This window comes from Rufibacter ruber, from assembly GCF_001647275.1.
Taxonomy (GTDB): domain Bacteria; phylum Bacteroidota; class Bacteroidia; order Cytophagales; family Hymenobacteraceae; genus Nibribacter; species Nibribacter ruber_C.
Window position 1 is genome coordinate 1 of the sequence record NZ_LRMM01000027.1, and the last position, 18,199, is coordinate 18,199.

Below are 18,199 nucleotides of genomic sequence, written 5' to 3' on the forward strand. Positions count from 1 at the left end.
CAGGGATCTTTCTTTGTTTTGCCGGTTCCTGAATTTTTCTGAAAACAGCGAAAACAGAAATATTTTAAGTGTATACATGCCCCTTGTAGAGACAGCACCAGAAAGGCAGGACGCTGCAGAAAATTCTGCCAGACAAGCGCCTGCCCCATGCGCAGCGCCTGTTGTTGGCTCACCTGTATCAGCTGCGCAGCCAGGCAAACACAAAAATTGTTGAACAAAAGGAGAGGAATTACAGTAGATGGTTGGTTAACCAGATAAGAAAGAGAGGCTGAACTAGATAAAAACTCTTTTACCCTTACCGTGAACCAGATGACAGATTTTCCTTTTTAAGATATCTCTGAAATAAAATTGAATTTCTTTTATGGAATTACCCAAAGCGCCGCATCTAGAGAGTATGAAAGCGACAAGCGCACTTTTTATTCCATACAGAGAGAGACATTTATACCATCAGAGAGCAGATCAAGGATTTGGCTTTCTGGCACTTTCCTAAAGGATACCACCAAAGCGTTGTTATCAAATCATTAAGGAACCAGACACGTCTTACCAAGACATAACATTGCGTTATCTTTGCATTATGACTACACCTGAGCAAACAGCTTCTGACCTTAGGAAAGCCCAACTGGAGGCTTTTGGCAGGCTGCTGGATATTCTGGACGAGCTGCGCGAGAAATGCCCCTGGGACCGCAAACAAACCATGTCCAGCCTACGCCACCTCACCATTGAGGAGACCTATGAGCTGTCTGATGCCATTTTGCGGGAAGACATGCCGGAGGTCAAGAAGGAGATAGGAGATGTGATGCTGCACCTGGTTTTTTATGCCAAGATAGCGTCTGAGCGCGGTGATTTTGACTTAGCTGAGGTGCTTCACGCCCAGTGTGACAAACTGGTGTTCAGGCACCCGCACATTTACGGCGACACCACAGCAGAGACAGAAGAGGAGGTAAAACAGAATTGGGAAAGTTTAAAACTGAAAGAAGGCAATAAATCTGTTTTAGGGGGCGTTCCTTCATCACTCCCTGCCTTGGTAAAAGCCATGCGCATACAAGAGAAGGCCCGCGGTGTTGGTTTTGACTGGGATGAACCGTCAAAAGTCTGGGAGAAAGTAGAAGAGGAAATGCAGGAGTTCCAGGCTGAATTCAACAAACCTCACCTTACCCCTGAAGACAAGTCAAAAGCCACCAGCGAGCTGGGGGACGTCCTGTTTTCACTGATCAACTTTGCCCGCTTTCTGGATCTTAACCCTGAGGAGGCCTTAGAGAAGACAAATCTAAAGTTCATACAGCGGTTCCAGTATTTGGAGGCAGCAGCGGCAAAAGCAGGAAAAAGCTTAAAGCAAATGTCACTGCCAGAAATGGATGCCTATTGGAATGAAGCCAAAACAAAAAGTAACCCAAAGTAAAAGGTTCTGAAAACTTAAACTTAACCAAGAGCCAATTGTAGATTTTGTATTTTTTTATGGGTATTATTTGATATTTTGCGTTTAAATCCCTAGGCTTGTATTTATGTTGCTCCAGAAGGCTTTAATGAAACAAGAATAGATAAAGCCCAAGTGAATTATTAAAGCAGAAAGAGCATTTACTTTTTAACAACAATTATTTTTAACAAACACAGTAACACAAAACAACTAAACCTAAATTTTTAGAACCAATGGAAAAAAAGAGTGCACCTGCAGCTGCAAAACCAGTACAAAAGAGTGAAGGCAAAGCAGGCTCAATGTTTGCAAGCATCGTTATTCCAATAGCAATTATCGCTGCGGTATGTATTTACCTGTTTATCTTGGGTAACCCAGCCAACTTTGAAGGCGGAAACAATGAAAACCACCCACTTCCTGGCAACATGCTAGGTCAGGTTTACAAAGGAGGTTTCATTGTACCAATTTTGATCGCGATTAACATCTTGGTAATCACTTTCTCAATTGAGCGTTTCTTAACCATCAGCAAAGCAAAAGGTGGTAAAGGCCTTGAGTCTTTCGTACGTAGCGTACGCCAGAAAATGAATGTGAATGACATCAACGGTGCTATTGCTATCTGTGACCAACAAAAAGGGTCAGTAGGTAACGTTGTAAAAGCTGGTTTGTTGAAATACCAGGAAATGCACAACGAGCATGGCATGACCAAAGATCAGCGTATCCTGGCCATCCAGAAAGAGATTGAAGAGGCAACTGCCCTTGAATTGCCAATTCTGGAGAAAAACCTGGTAATCATCTCAACTATTGCCTCTGTTTCTACTCTGGTAGGTCTGATTGGGACGGTATTGGGTATGATTAAAGCGTTCGCGGCCCTTGCAACGGCAAGTGGTGCCCCAGACGCAACCCAGCTGGCAAACGGTATCTCTGAGGCGTTGATCAACACCGCTCTTGGTATTACTGGTTCTGCCATCGCCATCATCGCGTACAACTTCTTTACCAGCAAAATTGATGAGTTGACTTACAGCATTGATGAGGCTTCTTACAGCATCATCCAGACGTATGCTGCAAATCATACTGAAAGCAATAGAGCTGTTTAATTGAACTTCTTATTTAGAAGGAACCCAAAATGCCAAAAGTAAAAGTACATAGAACCTCTCCATCCCTGGACATGACCCCCATGGTGGACTTGGCATTCCTTCTGGTAACGTTCTTCATGTTGATTTCGAAGTTCGCACCAGAGGAAGTGCTGGTAGTGGATACGCCTTCTGCAACAACAGAAATCAAAGCCCCAGATGCCAACATTATCACCATTAGCATTGGTAATGATGAGCGGGTTTTCTTTGGTGTAGATGACAAAAACACTAAACTGAGACTGATAGATAAGGTCAGTGAGAAATATGGGGTAGCCTTTACAGATGCTGAGAAGCAGACGTTTTCTACCTTAGCCTCCTTTGGGATGCCTATTTCGCAGCTGAAGTCTTACCTATCCCTGAAGCCGGATGACATGAAAAACGTGAACCAGCCAGGTATTCCTATTGATTCTGCAAGAAATGAGCTGGGTGACTGGGTACAATTAGCCCGTTATTCTAACCCTCAATCTATTGTAGCCATTAAAGGAGACCAGACGGCAGGATACCCGGTGGCAGGCCGTGTGATTGAAATCTTACAGGATAAAAATGTAAACCGTTTCAATCTGATCACTGACATGGAAGCGAAACCTCGTAACTAAAAGGGAAAAGAAATGGCAGAAATACAACAGCAAGGCGGCGGCGACGAAGGCGGTAAGAAACGGGCCAAGAAAGGCTCTACCAAGGTAGACATGACTCCCATGGTAGACTTAGGCTTCCTGTTGCTTACATTCTTCGTAATGACCACCACCTTGGCTAAGCCGCAGATCATGGAGATCAACATGCCGGTGAAGCCAAAAGACAGAGAAGAGCAGATGGAATTGAAAGCGTCTAATGCTTTCACCATATTGCTGGGAGCTGACAATGGTGTTTACTACTACCGCGGACTGCACCAACCTAACGTAGGCATCATTCCTGCTTTAGAAAAAAGTGACTGGTCTGCAAAAGGAATTAGGAAAGTAGTTGCTGAGTCAATCGCAGCTAACCCTAACCTGGTAGTTCTGATCAAAGCAGATGAAACCTCTTCTTATAAGAATCTGGTAGATATCTTAGATGAAATGGCCATCACTGGAACTCAGAAATACGCTATTGTAGAGCTGGACAACGCAGATGCTGGTTTACTTAGAAAAACTGAAGGAGGGCAATAATGGATAATCAACGTTTAGCAACCGCCACTCTTGATGAAATGGTCTTTGAAGGCCGTAACAAAGAGTATGGAGCCTTCATGCTGCGTAAGCTGTATTACAAGCATGTTAACCGCGCTATTATTATCGCTATCCTGCTTTTCGTTCTCTTCTTGAGTATTCCTTTGATACAGTCAATGTTCAAAGAAGAAGAAGAAGTGATCAAAGCTCCGGTAGTGAAAGTGGTAGACTTAGCAGCTCCGCCATCTGTGGAGAAGGTAGTACCACCACCACCGCCGCCACCAGATGCACCACCACCGCCACCACCAGTGCGTTCTACCGTTAAGTTCACGCCTCCGGTAGTGAAGAAAGACGAAGAAGTTACCAAGGAAGAGATTCCAGACGTAAAGGAACTGCAGAAAACAGATGCAGGAACTGCCACGGTGAAAGGTGACCCTACGGCACCACCTACCTTAGAAGGCATTGAGAACGGGACTGGCCCAGTTGGCCCTGTTCAAGAAGTCTTTGAAGAGAAAGTGTACATTGCCGTTGAGAAAATGCCTGAATTCCCCGGCGGACAGACTGCTATGATGAAGTACATGGCAGACAAGTTCCGGATGCCATCTGCCGCAACCAGAGCCAACGCCGAAGGTACTGTAGTACTTTCTTTCGTGGTTGGCCCAACTGGTGAAATAAGCCAGATTGAAGTCTTGAAAGGCTTGGGTTATGGTTTAGATGAAGAGGCTGTACGGGTAATCAAGAGCATGCCGAAATGGTCTCCTGGTGAACAAAATGGTCGTAAGGTTTCTGTAAAGTATACAGTTCCTTACCGTATTGTGATCAAATAAGGCTCTTCAGCTACCTATAAAAGGACTCCGGAAACCGATGATCACTTGATGATCGGTTCCCGGAGTTCTTTTTTACCAACCTGCCTTGTTCTATTTCTTATCTCTATTTCAAATACAAAAGAGAATGACATATCAAAGAAGGCCACCCCAGAAGAAACCTACCAGCTCCTACCATAACATTATGAAATATGTTTCCCTGGTAATGGTGTTCATATACTTTGGTTTTGGCTTGTACGTATTACTGTCAAGCCCAGCCCAAATAGCGCTCCCCAAAGAGTACAAAATAATAATAGGTGGTCTGCTCGTTTTCTATGGTTTTATTAGATTTGTAAGGGCTTACCAGGAATATTTTAAAAAGAACAGACGCTATGAGGAGTAGAAGCTTTCTGAAAAACATGTGCATAGCAGGCGCTGTTGCCATTTATGTCTCTGCCTGTAACACGTCTGGCAGTAAAACGCTTGATACCCCTACCTCTGGGAGTATCACAATAAGTGTTGACGAAACATTTGCCCCCATTATTGAATCTCAAATTCATACGTTTGAGAATCTCTACAAGTATGCCAATGTAGAGGCGGCATATAAACCAGAGGGCCAGGTCATGCAAGATTTAATTAATGACACGGTACGCTTTGTAGTAGCCACCAGACAATTGACCTCTGAAGAAAAACAGGCCTTTGAAAAATTGAAGATTACCCCCAGAATCACCAAAATTGCGGTTGACGGGGTGGCTCTTATCTTACACAAAGACAACAAAGACACTACCCTTACCATGCAGCAGGTACGGGATATTTTCACCGGCACCATTACTTCCTGGAAACAGCTGGACTCATCTGCCCCAGATGCCCCTATCACTATTGTATTTGATAACAGTAACTCCAGCACCTCCAGGTTTATAGTTGACTCTATTAACCAAAAGAAGCCTTTGCCGGGCAATACGTATGCTTCTAGCTCAAACAGTAACCTGGTTGATTATGTAGCGCAGAATAGAAACTCCATTGGGGTAATTGGTGTAAACTGGATCAGTGACCGTGATGACAGCACCACAACCAGCTTCCTGAACAAGATTAACGTAGTGGGAATTAGTACTAAAGAAAAGCCATCTTCTGAAGACGATTTTGTACAGCCTTACCAAGCATACCTGGCCCAAGGAACTTATCCGCTAAGGAGAGAGGTTTTTATAATAAGCCGGGAAGCCCGTGCAGGTCTTGGCACAGGATTTGCATCTTTCATTGCTGGTGACAAAGGGCAACGTATCATTTTGAAATCTGGCCTTGTACCGGCATCAATGCCGGTACGAATTGTGGGGTTTGCCCAATAAATGCTTAAAAAGTTTTACTAACTCAAAACAAACATACCTAATGATTAAGAACTGGAAAACGTATGGAGTTTTGGCAGCCACCCTGTTCTCGGCTGCTGGAGTCTCAGCCCACAGCTTTAACGGGTTGCGTTCTGGTAGCTTTGAACACATAGCCAATGCCACTTACTCCTCAACATATTCAACTCTTGCTGCACAAGATGCCTCTGCCGCTGACCTTGTAAAACAAGGAAAGGCTGCTCTGGTTCAGAACAAGACTGCTGAGGCGCAGCAATTGTTTGACAGGGCTTTGAAGATGACGAAGTCTAAAGACAACAACATCAAGATCATGATTGGTCAAGCCTATCTTGATGCTGGTGTGAAAGATCTGGCCCCAGCCATTGCTGTCTTAGAAGATGCAGTAAGCAAAGACCAAAAGAATGCTGACGCCTTTGTTCTGCTAGGTGACGCCTATCTGAACCATAAGAACATTGATGGCGGCAAAGCAATGGCCAACTATGATAAAGCCATTGCCTTGAACAGTAAAAGCCCTAAAGCCTACCTGCGTAAGGGACAATTATATGTGCAGTCAAGAAATTTCCCGGCAGCCAAAGAAGCGCTGGAGGCAGCCTTGGCCGCAGATCCTAACTACGCCCCTACGTACTTAGAATTGGCAGAGCTGTATTATAGAGCAAACCAGATGCCTAAAAGCTCTGAGTACATCAAAAAGTATGTTTCTATGGCAGAGAATACGCCAGAGACCCGTGCCAAGTATGCTTCTATTCTGTACCTGACACAGGATTATACTACTGCCCTACCAGAAATTCAGTCGGTGCTGAAAAGTGACCCAGACAACATTGCGATGAATCGTCTGCTGGCTTACACGTACCTGGATACCAAGCAGAACGAGAAGGCACTGGAAGCCATGAACAACTACTTTGCAAAGTATGATGAGTCTAAGCGTATTCCTTCTGACTATGAGTATTACGCCAATATCTTAGTGGCTAACAAAAAGACGCAGGAGGCTGTAGATGTCATCACAAAAGCAAAACAGCTGGATCCAAAGAACCCATTATATGATGATTTGCTAGCTAAGCAGTATACCACTTTAAAGAACTATCCGAAAGCGATTGAGGCGTATAAGGCAAAATTTGCCGTTACACCACCAAGCAATACAGATTTGTTCTATTATGGCTACACCCATGAACTGAATGAAGATTATAAGACGGCAGATAGTGTATATGCTATAATCACCACTAACAATCCTACCTATGCGTATGGACACCTGTGGAGAGCCCGTGTTAACTCCAACCTTGACCCGGAAAGTACAGAGGGTTTAGCCAAGCCACACTATGAGGAGTTCATCAAGGTAACCTCGGGAGACAAAGAGAAATACAAGAAGGATTTGGTGACAGCCAACAACTACTTAGGGTATTACTATTATCTGAAGAAAGATAAGGCAAATGCCACAAAACACTGGCAGGAAGTAAAAGCTCTTGACCCTACCAATGTACAAGCTACAGATGGTCTAAAAGCTTTAAAATAAACTGATCATAAAAAAAGCCCCTCAAAATTGAGGGGCTTTTTTTATGATCAGTTTATAGCCGGTTTTACCTTCTTTTCAGAAAAGTAGCCAATAAACAGACGCAAGGTTTCACTTCTGAATATGTGATTCTGTTAACTGAACCACGCCTTTCAGCAAAGGAAGAATTAAATTAAAATTTCTAAAAGAAGCCTTCTAAAGTGCCCCCTGCTAACTAATAGAATATCCTAAAGACGGAAGACTGGTTTTAGCCTGATATACAAAAAACAGGCCGGAAACAGACATATAGTAAGAGGAGTAATTTGAAGAGTTGTTTCTGTAACCAGGAGAGGAGTCTAGCTTGACGAATGAAAATTGCCCGTATTACAACTAAACAAAGGTCTTTCTGTTTAGTTACTGATTACCTAAATAAACGGATACATTCGCTTCTATCAATTACTACAGAAGCTTCTCAATGATAAACTCGCAAGATTAGAGAACTCTTCAAGCACAAAAAGTAAGGTACTCTGACTTCGGAATAAATACACCTTATTCGTTCATGATTCAGGCTTTTACAAAATATAACTCTGCAAAGCAACCTTAATCTACTTTGGCAGAAGAAGCACTATAATCCTTTGGCAGAAGAAGCACCATAATCATCCAACACGTCTCATATAAACATGCACATTGAACCCATCATAACAGGTACCTCTGGCCACCTTATAACCGACTGTTAATTACCTCCCCATATTGCCGCCACCTCTCCAGACCCGTCATAAAATCTGAAGGCAAATCTGAGTTAAACTGGATCTGTTCATGGGTTCTTGGATGTACAAATCCAAGCGACTTGGCATGCAATGCCTGCCGGGGCAATATGTCAAAGGTATTCTGCACAAACGCCTTGTAAGATCCAATCGGCTGGCCTTTTAAGATCTTGTCGCCACCGTACGTGGCATCATTGAATAGTGGGTGCCCCAGATGTTTCATATGAGCACGTATCTGGTGCGTTCGTCCGGTTTCCAGATTACATTTAATCAGGCTGCAATAATGGAAACTTTCCAGCACCTCATAATGCGTGATAGCCGGTTTCCCAAAATCACCGTCTGGATATACAGCCATTACTTTCCTATCCTTTGCACTACGGCCAATATTCCCCACTATTGTCCCTTTAGGTTCTGCCGGGACTCCCCACACCAAAGCGTAATAGGTACGTTCAATAGAATGGTCAAAGAACTGTCTGGCTAAGTGGGCCATTGCCAATTCAGTTTTAGCAATCACCAAAAGGCCAGAGGTGTCTTTGTCTATACGGTGCACCAGCCCAGGTCTGATCTCACCGTTTCTGGAAGTAGGCAGATTCTGCAGATGGTAAACCAAGGCATTCACTAGCGTACCAGACCAGTTATTATAGGCTGGGTGCACCACCATGCCAGCCGGCTTATCTACCAGTAACACATCTTCATCTTCAAAGACAATGTTCAATGGGATATTCTCAGGCAGTAACTCGGTCTCTCGCGGCGGTGTGGCCAATGTAACCGTAATTACATCAAGTGGCTTTACCTTGTAACTGGACTTGATAGGCAGCCCGTTTACGCGCACAGATTCTACTTTGATTGCCTCTTGCAACTTATTGCGGGTTACATTGGGCAACCGGTCCATTAAAAATTTATCCAGCCGAAGCAGCGCCTGCCCCTTATCAACCACAATTCTGTGGTGTTCATAGAGTTCATCAGAGTCAGAACTCTCTACAATGTCCTCATCATCATACCTGTCGGGCTGCAGCATACTCTGTAGTTTTCTCTGGTTTTGGAAAGTTTAGCGCAAAAATAAAGAGCCGATGGCACAATGCCACCGGCTCTTACTAAAACTATCTAAGAGATTACTTCTTCTTAACAGGTGCGGTAGTTCCAGCAGGCTTAGAAGAAGCCGCAGGAGAAGTTGTAGGAGCAGCACCTTTAGGGGCCGGGGTTACACCTAATTTCTTTAGAACCAGATCTGTGAAATTATTACCGTCTTCCGGGCCATACAAGAGAGCTTCAGCAGTGAAAATGTGGGTATACCCATTTTCTTTAGCGGTTTCATCAATTGCCTTCTGAATTTTATTCATTACCGGCTCTAAAGCAGTCTGCTCTTTCTTTTGAAGGGAAGCGTCTGCATTACGCTGAAACTCCTCAATTTGAGTACGCAGGTTCATCAACTCTTTTTCTCTATCAGCTTTGATTACGTCAGTCATAGTAGAAACACCAGCCTGATAAGCTTTCGCTTTGGCTTCATAATCTTTGTATTTATTCTGAAGTTCTTTTTCAAATTGGCTGCTTGCGGCTTTCAAATCAGATTCAATCTGGCGGCTCTCAGGCAATTGGCTGATAATGTAGTTGGCGTTGGTGTACCCAATCTTTACGGTTCCAGTCTGTGCAAATGAAGCCACACTCACAAGTAAGAAAGCGGCTACCAACAGAGATTTCAATTTGTTCATTGTAAGGTATTAGTTTGTTTAATTGTTTTTCTTTTTAACAGGTGCAGGCTTACGGCCTGGGATGGCAGGTTTGCTATTTGTGTCATTTCCCCCTGCCGGGATAGGTGGAATGTCAGCCGGGTCATCTACCAGAGCGCCTGCCGGCCTTTCTCCGGGGATACTCATTTCAGGGGTAGTCAAACCTAATTCCTCCAGCACAAATTCAGTATAATCATGTCTGGGGTCTGTATATAGCATCACCACATCCCCTGACTTATCAAACATAAAGTTCAAGCCTCTTTTGCGCACTACCTTCTCAACCGCCTCAAACAATTGGTCTTGCACAGGCCTAATCATTTCCTGACGCCTTTTAAAAAGCGAGCCTTCAAAGCCAAACGTCTTACGTTGGAATTCTCTCAACTCATTCTCCTTCCGGGTAATTTCCTCCTGCCGCTTCACTTTCATATCAGAGGTCAGGAGAATCTCTTCTGCCTGGTAACTCTTCTGGAGTTTTTCCAGTTCAGCATGCATACCCTCCATTTCCTTTTGCCACCCCTGAGAAAGTTTTTCAACTTCAGATTGGGCATGGGCGTAAGCCGGCATTTTACTCAAAATAAATTCTGAGTCTATATAGCCAAAGCGCTGCGCATAAGAAACCTTGCTACACAGCAAGAACAGGCTTATGGCTACAAGATACTTCAGCTTTTTCATTTGTTACACTTATTACAATAACCTTACCAACTTTATCTGATCTGCTGACCAATAATAAAGTGGAACTGCCCACCATTCACACCTGGCCTGCCGGGCACGTCATCTAAGCCCCAACCATAGTCAAACCCAAGTAACCCGAACGCCGCCATGAACACCCTGGCTCCAAGGCCAACAGAACGGTATAGCTTAAAGGGATCATATTCACGGTAAGTACCAAAGTTGTTACCTGCCTCTGCAAACCCAAGAACAAATACTGTAGCGGCAGGGTTCAATGAGATGGGATAACGTAGTTCAGCAACGTATTTGTTGAAAGCTATACCACCCGGTGTCCCCAGCGGAGTAATACTCTCATCTTCATACCCCCGGAGGCCAATATAGTCAGTGGCCACAATAAAACCACCCCCGCCAAGACCAGAACCACCTAACCTAAATCTTTCAAATGGCCCAATATTGCTTTTGGAGCTATAAGACCCTATGAAACCAAAGTGGGCTCTTGTATTCAAAACCAGCTTTCCATTGCCACTAAGGGAGTGGAACCAGGAGGCATCAAACATCCACTTATGGAATTCAATCCACTGGAAGTTATTGGTATTATCCTTGAACAGGGAGTAGGGCGGCGTAAAGGTAGCCGTCAACCCAATAGATGACCCCATACGCGGATAGGTAGGTTGGTCAATACTGTTTCTGGAGAAAGAGGTTATAAAGGAGATATTGTTGGCATCTTTCAAATTGGCCGCTTCAGCGTAATTGGGGAAGATTAACGCCCCGTTACTCATATTATATCTGTAGTAAGACAGAGAGTTACTCAGTGTAAAGTTATCATCTGGCCATCTCAATCTACGGCCAAGGCTTGTAGAAACACCGGTAATATCAATATGAGCATCTTCTAACTGCCCCAGGTCATTAGCCTGAGAGAACCGCTGAATTGATTTGCTCAAGCTCACTGTGAAAGCATTAGGTCTGCGTCCGCCCAACCATGGCTCAGTGAATGAAAGGGAGTAAGACTGGTAGCGTTTTCCGTTGGCTTGTACATTCAATGCCAGACGCTGGCCATCACCAGAAGGAACAGGTCTCCATTCTTTCCAGTTGCCTGCTTTTCTGAGGGAAAAGTTGTTCAAAACCAGACCTACGGTCCCAACCGCACCTAGTCCACCACCCCATCCACCGGAAAGGGTAATCTGGTCGTTGGGCCGTTCCTCAACAGTATATTGAATATCAACCGTCCCATTCTCTTGATTAGGAATAGGATTCATGCCAATTTTCTCTGGGTCAAAATAGCCAAGGGTAGCTAATTCACGCTGAGAACGAATCAACATAGCCCGGCTAAAATTCTGCCCCGGCAAAGTACGCAGTTCACGCAGCACCACATGGTCACTGGTCTTGGTATTGCCTTGTATAGTAATCGCATTAATTTTTGCCTGAGAACCTTCACTGATGCGCAGCTCTAAATCAATAGAGTCACCTACCACTGCCACTTCTACCGGCTCAATCTGGAAAAACAGATAACCATCATCCATATACAAAGAAGTCACATCTGTACCTCTGGTTGGATCATAGTTGAGTCGCTTGTCTAGCTCCTCCTTATTGTAAACATCGCCTTTCTCCAAACCGAGCACGCGGTTCAGGACGGCATCATCATAAATGTAGTTCCCCCTCCAGGTAATATTTCTGAAGTAATATTTGTTGCCTTCATCTACCACCAGCCTAATGCCAATACGGTCATCGTTAATTTTATAGATAGAATCAGAGACAATGGTCGCATCTCGGTAACCTTCTTTGTTATAGAAGTCAATCAAGAGCTTTTTGTCTTGCTCATACTCAGATTTCTGAAACTTTGAACTGGTAAAGATCTTATAGAAGCTTTTCTCTTTGGTTTTCTTTAACTGCTTTTTCAGTTTTCTATCACTAAAGGCTTCGTTGCCGGCAATCTCAATATCACCAATCTTCACTTTTTCACCCTTGTCAACTTTTATCTCAAGCGCTACACTGTTGGCAATGACAGAATCCGGCGTCTGTTTGATCACTACCTGTGCATTCAAAAAGCCTTTTTCCTGATAAAACTTCTGCACGGCTGTGCGGGTAGAGTTGAGCAACGCATCTGTCACCACCCTTCCTTTGTTCAAAGAAATCTTTTCCTGAATATCTTCAGCATTTGATTTGGAGACGCCAGAGAACTCAAAGCGGGACAGCCTTGGTCTTTCTGTCAGGAAAAATCAAGATAAATCTTATCTCCCTCAATTTTAGTGGCTCTCACATCTACCCCACCCAGAATACCTTGGTCCCATAGCTTTTGAATGGCTCTGCCAATAGCGTCTCCCGGAACTTCTATTTCATCCCCAATTTTTAAACCGGTTAATGAAATTAACGTATTAGGATCTAGGAACTTTGCCCCACTTACGGTAATACCACCAATTTCATATTTACGCGGATTCGCGTAATCAATAGAGGCTGCTGCACTGCTGCTACCAACACCAAGCCTGATTTGGGCCGTAGCCGTTACACCAGACATTACTAGAAGGCATAACAGCCAAAAGTACTTACTCATTAAGAATGTGCTTTTTGTAATTGTTCACTTGTTTTGCCAAACCGGCGTTCCCGCTGCTGAAAGGCAAAAATGGCTTCGTATAAATGCTCCTTCCTGAAATCTGGCCACAGCAAATCTGTTATATACAGCTCTGTGTAAGCCAATTGCCACAGTAAGAAGTTACTGATTCGCTGTTCGCCGCTGGTTCTGATTAACAGTTCAGGGTCAGGGATGCCAGCAGTAGTCAGGTGCTGCTGAATGGTTTCTTCAGTAATATGAGCAGCAGACAGTTTCCCTTGTTCTACCAAAGAAGCCACCTGCTTCATAGCATTGACCAGTTCCCAACGGCCGCTGTAACTCAGGGCTAAGACTAACGTCATTCTGGAGTTTTGGCTGGTTAATTGAATAGCCTCCTCCAGCTCTCTCCTGCAGGCATTCGGCAGCGCCTCCCGGTCCCCAATTGCCTGCAGTCTGATATTATTCTTCGTTAAGGTATCCGTCTCCTTCCGGATGGTGTTAACCAACAACTGCATAAGGGCATCTACCTCATATTTGGGTCTTGACCAGTTCTCAGTAGAAAACGCGTACAGGGTCAGGAACTTTATTCCCAGTTCTGCCGCTGCCTCAACCGTATCCCGTACTGCTGTGATAGCATTTTGGTGACCAAATATTCTAAGATTCCCCTTTTTCTTCGCCCACCGTCCGTTCCCGTCCATGATAACGGCAACATGTTGTGGCAAATTGCCTAGATCTAACTTTTCCTTGAGGCTCATTAAAAAGAAATTTCAATGCAATTTAGGAAAAGCCTGACAAATAATACCTATTAAAGAATTCTTGTTCCCTTAATACGAAGAGATTAATTAGAAGGTGGGGCAGTTGATTCTGTAAAAAGTGTAGGAAATACTGATGCCGTTGTAGAAGTACCAGTCTTTGTCATGCTGGTTCATTACCCGCTCATTCTGAAGCGAAAGGTTGTCAAAATCATCTGTAAACAGCATTCTTGCCCCAAACTCCAGCCCCAGGTTCCATCTATGCGACAGGGCATATTTGGCTCCCACTCCTATAGGAACCGCCAAAGCAAATGAGGTACGGTAAGGATCATTACTATTATTATTGGCCGGATAAATAATTTCAGGATTCACCGCAGTGGTTTTGTTGTTATAAACCAAGCCGGCTACGCCCAGGGTAAAGTACGGTGTCCATCTTACCCTTCTCCTGAAATCATAATAGTCCAGAAAATTGTAGTCTATACCTGCGGCAAGCTCCAGCATGCTGGTAGTAACGGTAGCTTTTCTAAAATCAGCGAGCGGATGCCGTTCAGCATACTGCTCATCTTTGGCAGTTATTCGCCCCAGCAGCAAACTTCCCCTCAGGGCAAGCGCGCGGGACATATCTTTTTTATAAAAAACTGTAAGCGCAGGTCTATTGCTCAGGAAACGGTACCTGGGGGCTACATCACCTTTGTACACCACACCTCCAATACCAAGCCCCAGTTCACTGGTGCTGCGCTCCTGCTGTTGGGCACAAACAGGGGCCACAAAAAAAACACTCCCTATTTGAACCAAGGCGCAAATAAGGAGTGTGCGTACGTTCTGTAGAATCATGTACTAATACTCAAATATATCCGGATTAACGGAATTTAGGTCCTCTCACGTTAGGACGCAAAATATACGTTAAGGTTACACCCGTGGTAATATACCAGTCCTTGTCAGATGAATCTCCCCGCTGATCGCCTTTCAGGCCGTAACCACGCAGGTGAGGGTAGCCACTAGCATCAGTGACAGGTATATTTCTAGGATTGTCCTGAGGGAGAGATCCCGCCGCGGCCGCGCTTCTATCAGATAAAACAGCAGCAACAGGGTTTAAGTCAGCCTTGTCTGCATAAACAGTACTCACATCATCAATGTAATCAGTGAACGTTTTACGCCACGTAATCTCAAACCCAACATCCCAGCGCTTATCCAATCTGTACTTGACACCCAAACCTACAGGAATCGCAAACTGCACCCGGCTGTAAGGTTTTAGATAGCCTTCACCGTTCTCTGCGTACTGACCTTCTGTTCCTAAAGGCTGCAGTTCATACCAACCTGTAGGGATATCACCTCCGTCATAGTAAGCTTTGGGGTTGTGGTGGAAGACAGCCACCCCGGCAAAGGCATAAGGGGTGAAATCAGGACGCCGCAAGTAGGTTCTGCGGTTTTCAAATAGATCAAACACCGCAACGGTGCTTAACTCCTTGATATCATTTCTAAAGCTTAGATTACGTCTATAGCGTGGCAAGTTTTCACTCTCATCTGGTGAAGCACTTTTGCTGTCATCACCCGTTATACGGCCCCAAGTAAAAGTAGCCCTACCAGAAATCCTGGGGGTAAATTTTCTGGTGAAGAAGACAGACAAACTTGGTCTGGTAGAACTTAAACGCAAGCTGGTAAAGTCGGCCTCAGGGGTTACATCACCAAAGTAATTCATGGCATTCAAGCTTACCCCTACACTGTTATACAAGTTCCTTCTGTTAAAACGCTGTGCTTCAACCTCCGGCATAGAGGCAAAAACCAAGGTAAGCAAAATCAAAGAAGTAGAGAATATGTTTTTCATGCCATCAACTGTTACTAATAAATCTTTTTTGCAGCACAATATACTTGTACTGCCACGGGCAAAATTATAACTATTTTTCAATATAAGAAGCAGATATATAGACATTATGAATATATAACTATTTCTTAACCATTTCGTTGGTCCAGTCCCCAGTGCATTTTAGTACGCAAAGTGGTTAAAAAGTTAACCTGATTTAGCTTTACTAATCTTGCATTGAAATCCTCCCGGCGCACCGCTAACTGAATAGAAGCATCTACCGGTCTTGACCTGGAATCTAAAGACACAAGGTACCTGGTACTCCTTCCTTCAATCTCAAACGAAATCACACTTCTGTCTGAGACTACCAGAGGGCGTACATTCAGGTTATGAGGGCATACGGGTGATATGACAAAATTGTTTGTCTGTGGCATCATCACCGGGCCACCGCAGCTAAGTGAATAGCCGGTAGAACCGGTAGGCGTAGCTACAATCAAACCGTCTGCCCAATAGGAGTTCAGATATTCCCCGTCTATGTACGTATGCACCGCAATCATAGATGAAGTATCGCGCTTTAAAATTGAAAATTCGTTCAGCCCGAAGTTTATGCCGTCAAAAACTTCCTGATCACTGTCAAGATGGATCAAAGAACGCTCTTCAATGGTATAATGCCCTTTCAAAAGACCATCAACGGCAGACTCTAATTGGGCATAGGGCACAGACGCCAGAAAGCCCAGACGCCCCATGTTAATTCCCATAATGGGAATCTGCAGCGGCCCAACATACGTGACGGCATCCAGCAAGGTACCGTCTCCGCCCAGGCTGAGCATATAAGAGACATCTTGTAAATTGGTCTCTCGGTTGTAAAAATCAGCTTCAGGGGGAATAGAGAGATGTGGTGTCAGGCATTCAGCAAAGCTCTCTGAGACCGTCACCTGTATACCTTGGCGTAGCAGGATCTCAAAAAGCTGCCGCACAAAGGGCACCACCTCTTCTTTCACTGGTTTACCTATGATTGCTACTTTCATGACAGAGGCTGGTCTGTTAGAGGCTAGGTCTAGTTAAGTCCCAGACTATAAGGAAAGGCACTAGAAGCTACCGCAGTTTTGCTTTGTTTTCAGAAAAAGAGGCCAAAAACAGCTATTGAACCTGACAGCGGCTACAACTGCACTATTTAAATATTCAGATACCGCATGAGCAAATCAAGGCGGTCATTGTCATCTTGGGTTTCTGCGCCGTCCTGGAACTGGGCGGTGATTTTGTAGCCGAACCGCTCCAAGGTAGCCACAATACGGGTCAGGTCAACGGTGTTGATTTTAAGCGTGAGCTTCATCTTGAAGATGTCGGCCTCATCTGGTGACACGTAGGCGCTCAGTATCTTGGCGTTGTTTGACTCTACCAGCCGGCTGATCTCACTTAAAGAATAGTCGCGTTCGGCCATGCAGAGCACCAGAATGCCGCCCTGTCCTTGCATGGCAGACATTTGCCCGAAGGCCGCAATGGTGTCATTCACGGTAATCACGCCCAGGTATTCCTGCAAATCATCTAAGACCGGCACCACCTGAATCTTGTTTTTGATGGCCACTTCCATGACGTTGTAAAAATGCTGGTTCTGCTGCACGTGCACGTGCTCAAAGTCAAACGGAATGTTCTCCAGCACCAGGTCCATGTCTTTCGCCTCCAGCACGTTTTCTTCGGTGACCAGGCCCAGGTATTTTCTGTTCTTGACCACGGGCAGCTGGTTCAGCCGGAACTCTTCCATCCAACGCACGGCTTTCTCACCAGAGTCAGAGAGTTTGAGGGGCGGCACCATCTGGTTTATCAGTTCTTCAGCAATCATACAGACGAAGTCTTTAGCAGGAATTTCTCTAAGATACTGTTAAAAGCGTCTGGATGTTCCATCATGGGCGCGTGGCAGCAATGGTCAATAAAATGCAGCTCAGAATTCTGGATTAATCTATTGAACTCATGCGCCACCATGGGCGGCGTGATGGTGTCATTCAGTCCCCAGATTAACAGCGTGGGTGCCTGAATGTTTACCAGGTCCTTGCCCATGTTGTTCCGCTGCGCGGATTTGGCAATGGAGATGATTCTGAGAACTTTGGGGTTGCTGTTGGTGATGTCAAACACCTCATCTACCAGTTCTTTGGTGGCCACTTTGGGGTCATAGAACGTGTATTCTACGCGCTCTTTCACAAACTCATAGTTGCCGCGCTTGGGGAACGAGCCGCCCATGGAGTCTTCAAACAGGCCCGAGCTGCCGGTGAGCACCAGCCGCTTCACGTGGCTGGGGTTCTTGAGCGTGTACTCCAGCGCCACGTGCCCGCCCAACGAATTTCCTAATAAACTTAGGTCTGACAGTTGCTTGTACGCCACAAATTCCTCTACAAACTCCACCAGCCCGGGCACGCTGGCCTGGGTGAGCGGCATCTCATACAAGGGCATGAGCGGAATGACCACGCGGTAATTTTTCTGGAAATAAGAGACCACGCCGTGCCAGTTACTCAACGCGCCAAACAGGCCGTGCAGCAACAGAAGCACTTCGCCCTGGCCTTCGTCAATGTATTCAAACCCGCCTTCCTTCTTGATTTCCAAGTTCATGTGAGAAAATCGCTTG

Annotated in this window: 19 protein-coding genes; 8 read left to right on the plus strand and 11 right to left on the minus strand. The window is 44.9% G+C overall.

The genetic code is table 11. The features are described from left to right. The 8 genes from A8O25_RS23515 to A8O25_RS11950 form a co-directional block, all read left to right on the plus strand. On the plus strand, positions 1-214 hold a 214-nt coding region (locus A8O25_RS23515), incomplete at its 5' end, for a hypothetical protein (protein WP_206598679.1). Between the two features lie 360 nt (positions 215-574). After that, entirely contained in the window at positions 575-1,399 is an 825-nt protein-coding gene (gene mazG, locus A8O25_RS11915) for a nucleoside triphosphate pyrophosphohydrolase (RefSeq protein WP_066835106.1), read from the plus strand. A 248-nt stretch (positions 1,400-1,647) separates the two neighbouring features. After that, a complete protein-coding gene (locus A8O25_RS11920; RefSeq protein ID WP_066835108.1) occupies positions 1,648-2,505 on the plus strand; it encodes a MotA/TolQ/ExbB proton channel family protein in 858 nt (285 codons plus the stop codon). A 29-nt stretch (positions 2,506-2,534) separates the two neighbouring features. Next, positions 2,535-3,137, plus strand: coding sequence for an ExbD/TolR family protein (locus tag A8O25_RS11925; protein ID WP_066835110.1), 603 nt, complete (start codon positions 2,535-2,537; stop codon positions 3,135-3,137). A gap of 12 nt (positions 3,138-3,149) precedes the next feature. After that, entirely contained in the window at positions 3,150-3,683 is a 534-nt protein-coding gene (locus A8O25_RS11930) for an ExbD/TolR family protein (protein WP_066835112.1), read from the plus strand. Next, positions 3,683-4,507 carry an energy transducer TonB gene (locus A8O25_RS11935; protein WP_066835114.1) on the plus strand — a complete coding sequence of 275 codons (825 nt, stop codon included), beginning with the start codon at positions 3,683-3,685 and terminating at the stop codon, positions 4,505-4,507. The genes A8O25_RS11930 and A8O25_RS11935 overlap by 1 nt, the downstream gene beginning before the upstream one ends. A 395-nt stretch (positions 4,508-4,902) precedes the next feature. Further along, positions 4,903-5,826, plus strand: a complete 924-nt coding sequence (locus A8O25_RS11945; protein ID WP_153042719.1) for a PstS family phosphate ABC transporter substrate-binding protein — start codon at positions 4,903-4,905, stop codon at positions 5,824-5,826. Positions 5,827-5,866: 40 nt separating this feature from the next. Then, complete coding sequence (locus A8O25_RS11950) at positions 5,867-7,348, plus strand: tetratricopeptide repeat protein (RefSeq protein WP_066835121.1); 1,482 nt, start codon at positions 5,867-5,869, stop codon at positions 7,346-7,348. Positions 7,349-8,044: 696 nt separating this feature from the next. On the opposite strand, the gene A8O25_RS11955 is transcribed toward A8O25_RS11950, so the two are convergent. From A8O25_RS11955 to A8O25_RS12000, 11 genes are all read right to left on the minus strand, one after another. Then, entirely contained in the window at positions 8,045-9,106 is a 1,062-nt protein-coding gene (locus A8O25_RS11955; protein ID WP_066835123.1) for an RluA family pseudouridine synthase, read from the minus strand. A gap of 94 nt (positions 9,107-9,200) precedes the next feature. Continuing rightward, positions 9,201-9,797, minus strand: a complete 597-nt coding sequence (locus A8O25_RS11960) for an OmpH/Skp family outer membrane protein (RefSeq protein WP_066835125.1) — start codon at positions 9,795-9,797, stop codon at positions 9,201-9,203. A gap of 18 nt (positions 9,798-9,815) precedes the next feature. After that, entirely contained in the window at positions 9,816-10,487 is a 672-nt protein-coding gene (locus A8O25_RS11965) for an OmpH/Skp family outer membrane protein (protein ID WP_066835127.1), read from the minus strand. Positions 10,488-10,519: 32 nt separating this feature from the next. Next, positions 10,520-12,694, minus strand: coding sequence for an outer membrane protein assembly factor BamA (bamA, locus tag A8O25_RS11970; protein ID WP_338152746.1), 2,175 nt, complete (start codon positions 12,692-12,694; stop codon positions 10,520-10,522). Then, on the minus strand, positions 12,691-13,032 hold the full coding sequence (locus tag A8O25_RS24230) for a hypothetical protein (RefSeq protein ID WP_338152745.1): 342 nt from the start codon (positions 13,030-13,032) through the stop codon (positions 12,691-12,693). The genes bamA and A8O25_RS24230 overlap by 4 nt, the downstream gene beginning before the upstream one ends. Further along, positions 13,032-13,784 carry an isoprenyl transferase gene (locus A8O25_RS11975; protein WP_066835129.1) on the minus strand — a complete coding sequence of 251 codons (753 nt, stop codon included), beginning with the start codon at positions 13,782-13,784 and terminating at the stop codon, positions 13,032-13,034. The genes A8O25_RS24230 and A8O25_RS11975 overlap by 1 nt, the downstream gene beginning before the upstream one ends. A gap of 87 nt (positions 13,785-13,871) precedes the next feature. After that, on the minus strand, positions 13,872-14,615 hold the full coding sequence (gene porG, locus A8O25_RS11980; protein WP_066835131.1) for a type IX secretion system protein PorG: 744 nt from the start codon (positions 14,613-14,615) through the stop codon (positions 13,872-13,874). A gap of 25 nt (positions 14,616-14,640) precedes the next feature. Then, the gene (locus A8O25_RS11985) at positions 14,641-15,711 is read right to left on the minus strand and encodes a DUF6089 family protein (RefSeq protein WP_241499008.1); all 1,071 of its coding nucleotides are present in this window, start codon (positions 15,709-15,711) and stop codon (positions 14,641-14,643) included. A 20-nt stretch (positions 15,712-15,731) separates the two neighbouring features. Continuing rightward, positions 15,732-16,610 carry an NAD kinase gene (locus tag A8O25_RS11990; RefSeq protein ID WP_066835135.1) on the minus strand — a complete coding sequence of 293 codons (879 nt, stop codon included), beginning with the start codon at positions 16,608-16,610 and terminating at the stop codon, positions 15,732-15,734. A gap of 146 nt (positions 16,611-16,756) precedes the next feature. Then, the gene (locus A8O25_RS11995) at positions 16,757-17,422 is read right to left on the minus strand and encodes a CBS domain-containing protein (protein WP_066835137.1); all 666 of its coding nucleotides are present in this window, start codon (positions 17,420-17,422) and stop codon (positions 16,757-16,759) included. After that, positions 17,419-18,183, minus strand: coding sequence for an alpha/beta fold hydrolase (locus tag A8O25_RS12000; protein WP_066835139.1), 765 nt, complete (start codon positions 18,181-18,183; stop codon positions 17,419-17,421). Before A8O25_RS12000 ends, A8O25_RS11995 begins: the two co-directional genes overlap by 4 nt. Between the last annotated feature and the right edge of the window lie 16 nt (positions 18,184-18,199).

What these genes read in the sequence shown, in the direction of transcription:
- mazG (WP_066835106.1), top strand. Translation starts at nt 575, where the DNA reads ATGACTACACCTGAGCAAACAGCTTCTGACCTTAGGAAAGCCCAACTG.
- A8O25_RS11920 (WP_066835108.1), top strand. Translation starts at nt 1,648, where the DNA reads ATGGAAAAAAAGAGTGCACCTGCAGCTGCAAAACCAGTACAAAAGAGT.
- A8O25_RS11925 (WP_066835110.1), top strand. Translation starts at nt 2,535, where the DNA reads ATGCCAAAAGTAAAAGTACATAGAACCTCTCCATCCCTGGACATGACC.
- A8O25_RS11930 (WP_066835112.1), top strand. Translation starts at nt 3,150, where the DNA reads ATGGCAGAAATACAACAGCAAGGCGGCGGCGACGAAGGCGGTAAGAAA.
- A8O25_RS11935 (WP_066835114.1), top strand. Translation starts at nt 3,683, where the DNA reads ATGGATAATCAACGTTTAGCAACCGCCACTCTTGATGAAATGGTCTTT.
- A8O25_RS11945 (WP_153042719.1), top strand. Translation starts at nt 4,903, where the DNA reads ATGTGCATAGCAGGCGCTGTTGCCATTTATGTCTCTGCCTGTAACACG.
- A8O25_RS11950 (WP_066835121.1), top strand. Translation starts at nt 5,867, where the DNA reads ATGATTAAGAACTGGAAAACGTATGGAGTTTTGGCAGCCACCCTGTTC.
- A8O25_RS11955 (WP_066835123.1), bottom strand. Translation starts at nt 9,106, where the DNA reads ATGCTGCAGCCCGACAGGTATGATGATGAGGACATTGTAGAGAGTTCT.
- A8O25_RS11960 (WP_066835125.1), bottom strand. Translation starts at nt 9,797, where the DNA reads ATGAACAAATTGAAATCTCTGTTGGTAGCCGCTTTCTTACTTGTGAGT.
- A8O25_RS11965 (WP_066835127.1), bottom strand. Translation starts at nt 10,487, where the DNA reads ATGAAAAAGCTGAAGTATCTTGTAGCCATAAGCCTGTTCTTGCTGTGT.
- A8O25_RS24230 (WP_338152745.1), bottom strand. Translation starts at nt 13,032, where the DNA reads ATGAGTAAGTACTTTTGGCTGTTATGCCTTCTAGTAATGTCTGGTGTA.
- A8O25_RS11975 (WP_066835129.1), bottom strand. Translation starts at nt 13,784, where the DNA reads ATGAGCCTCAAGGAAAAGTTAGATCTAGGCAATTTGCCACAACATGTT.
- porG (WP_066835131.1), bottom strand. Translation starts at nt 14,615, where the DNA reads ATGATTCTACAGAACGTACGCACACTCCTTATTTGCGCCTTGGTTCAA.
- A8O25_RS11985 (WP_241499008.1), bottom strand. Translation starts at nt 15,711, where the DNA reads ATGTCTATATATCTGCTTCTTATATTGAAAAATAGTTATAATTTTGCC.
- A8O25_RS11990 (WP_066835135.1), bottom strand. Translation starts at nt 16,610, where the DNA reads ATGAAAGTAGCAATCATAGGTAAACCAGTGAAAGAAGAGGTGGTGCCC.
- A8O25_RS11995 (WP_066835137.1), bottom strand. Translation starts at nt 17,422, where the DNA reads ATGATTGCTGAAGAACTGATAAACCAGATGGTGCCGCCCCTCAAACTC.
- A8O25_RS12000 (WP_066835139.1), bottom strand. Translation starts at nt 18,183, where the DNA reads ATGAACTTGGAAATCAAGAAGGAAGGCGGGTTTGAATACATTGACGAA.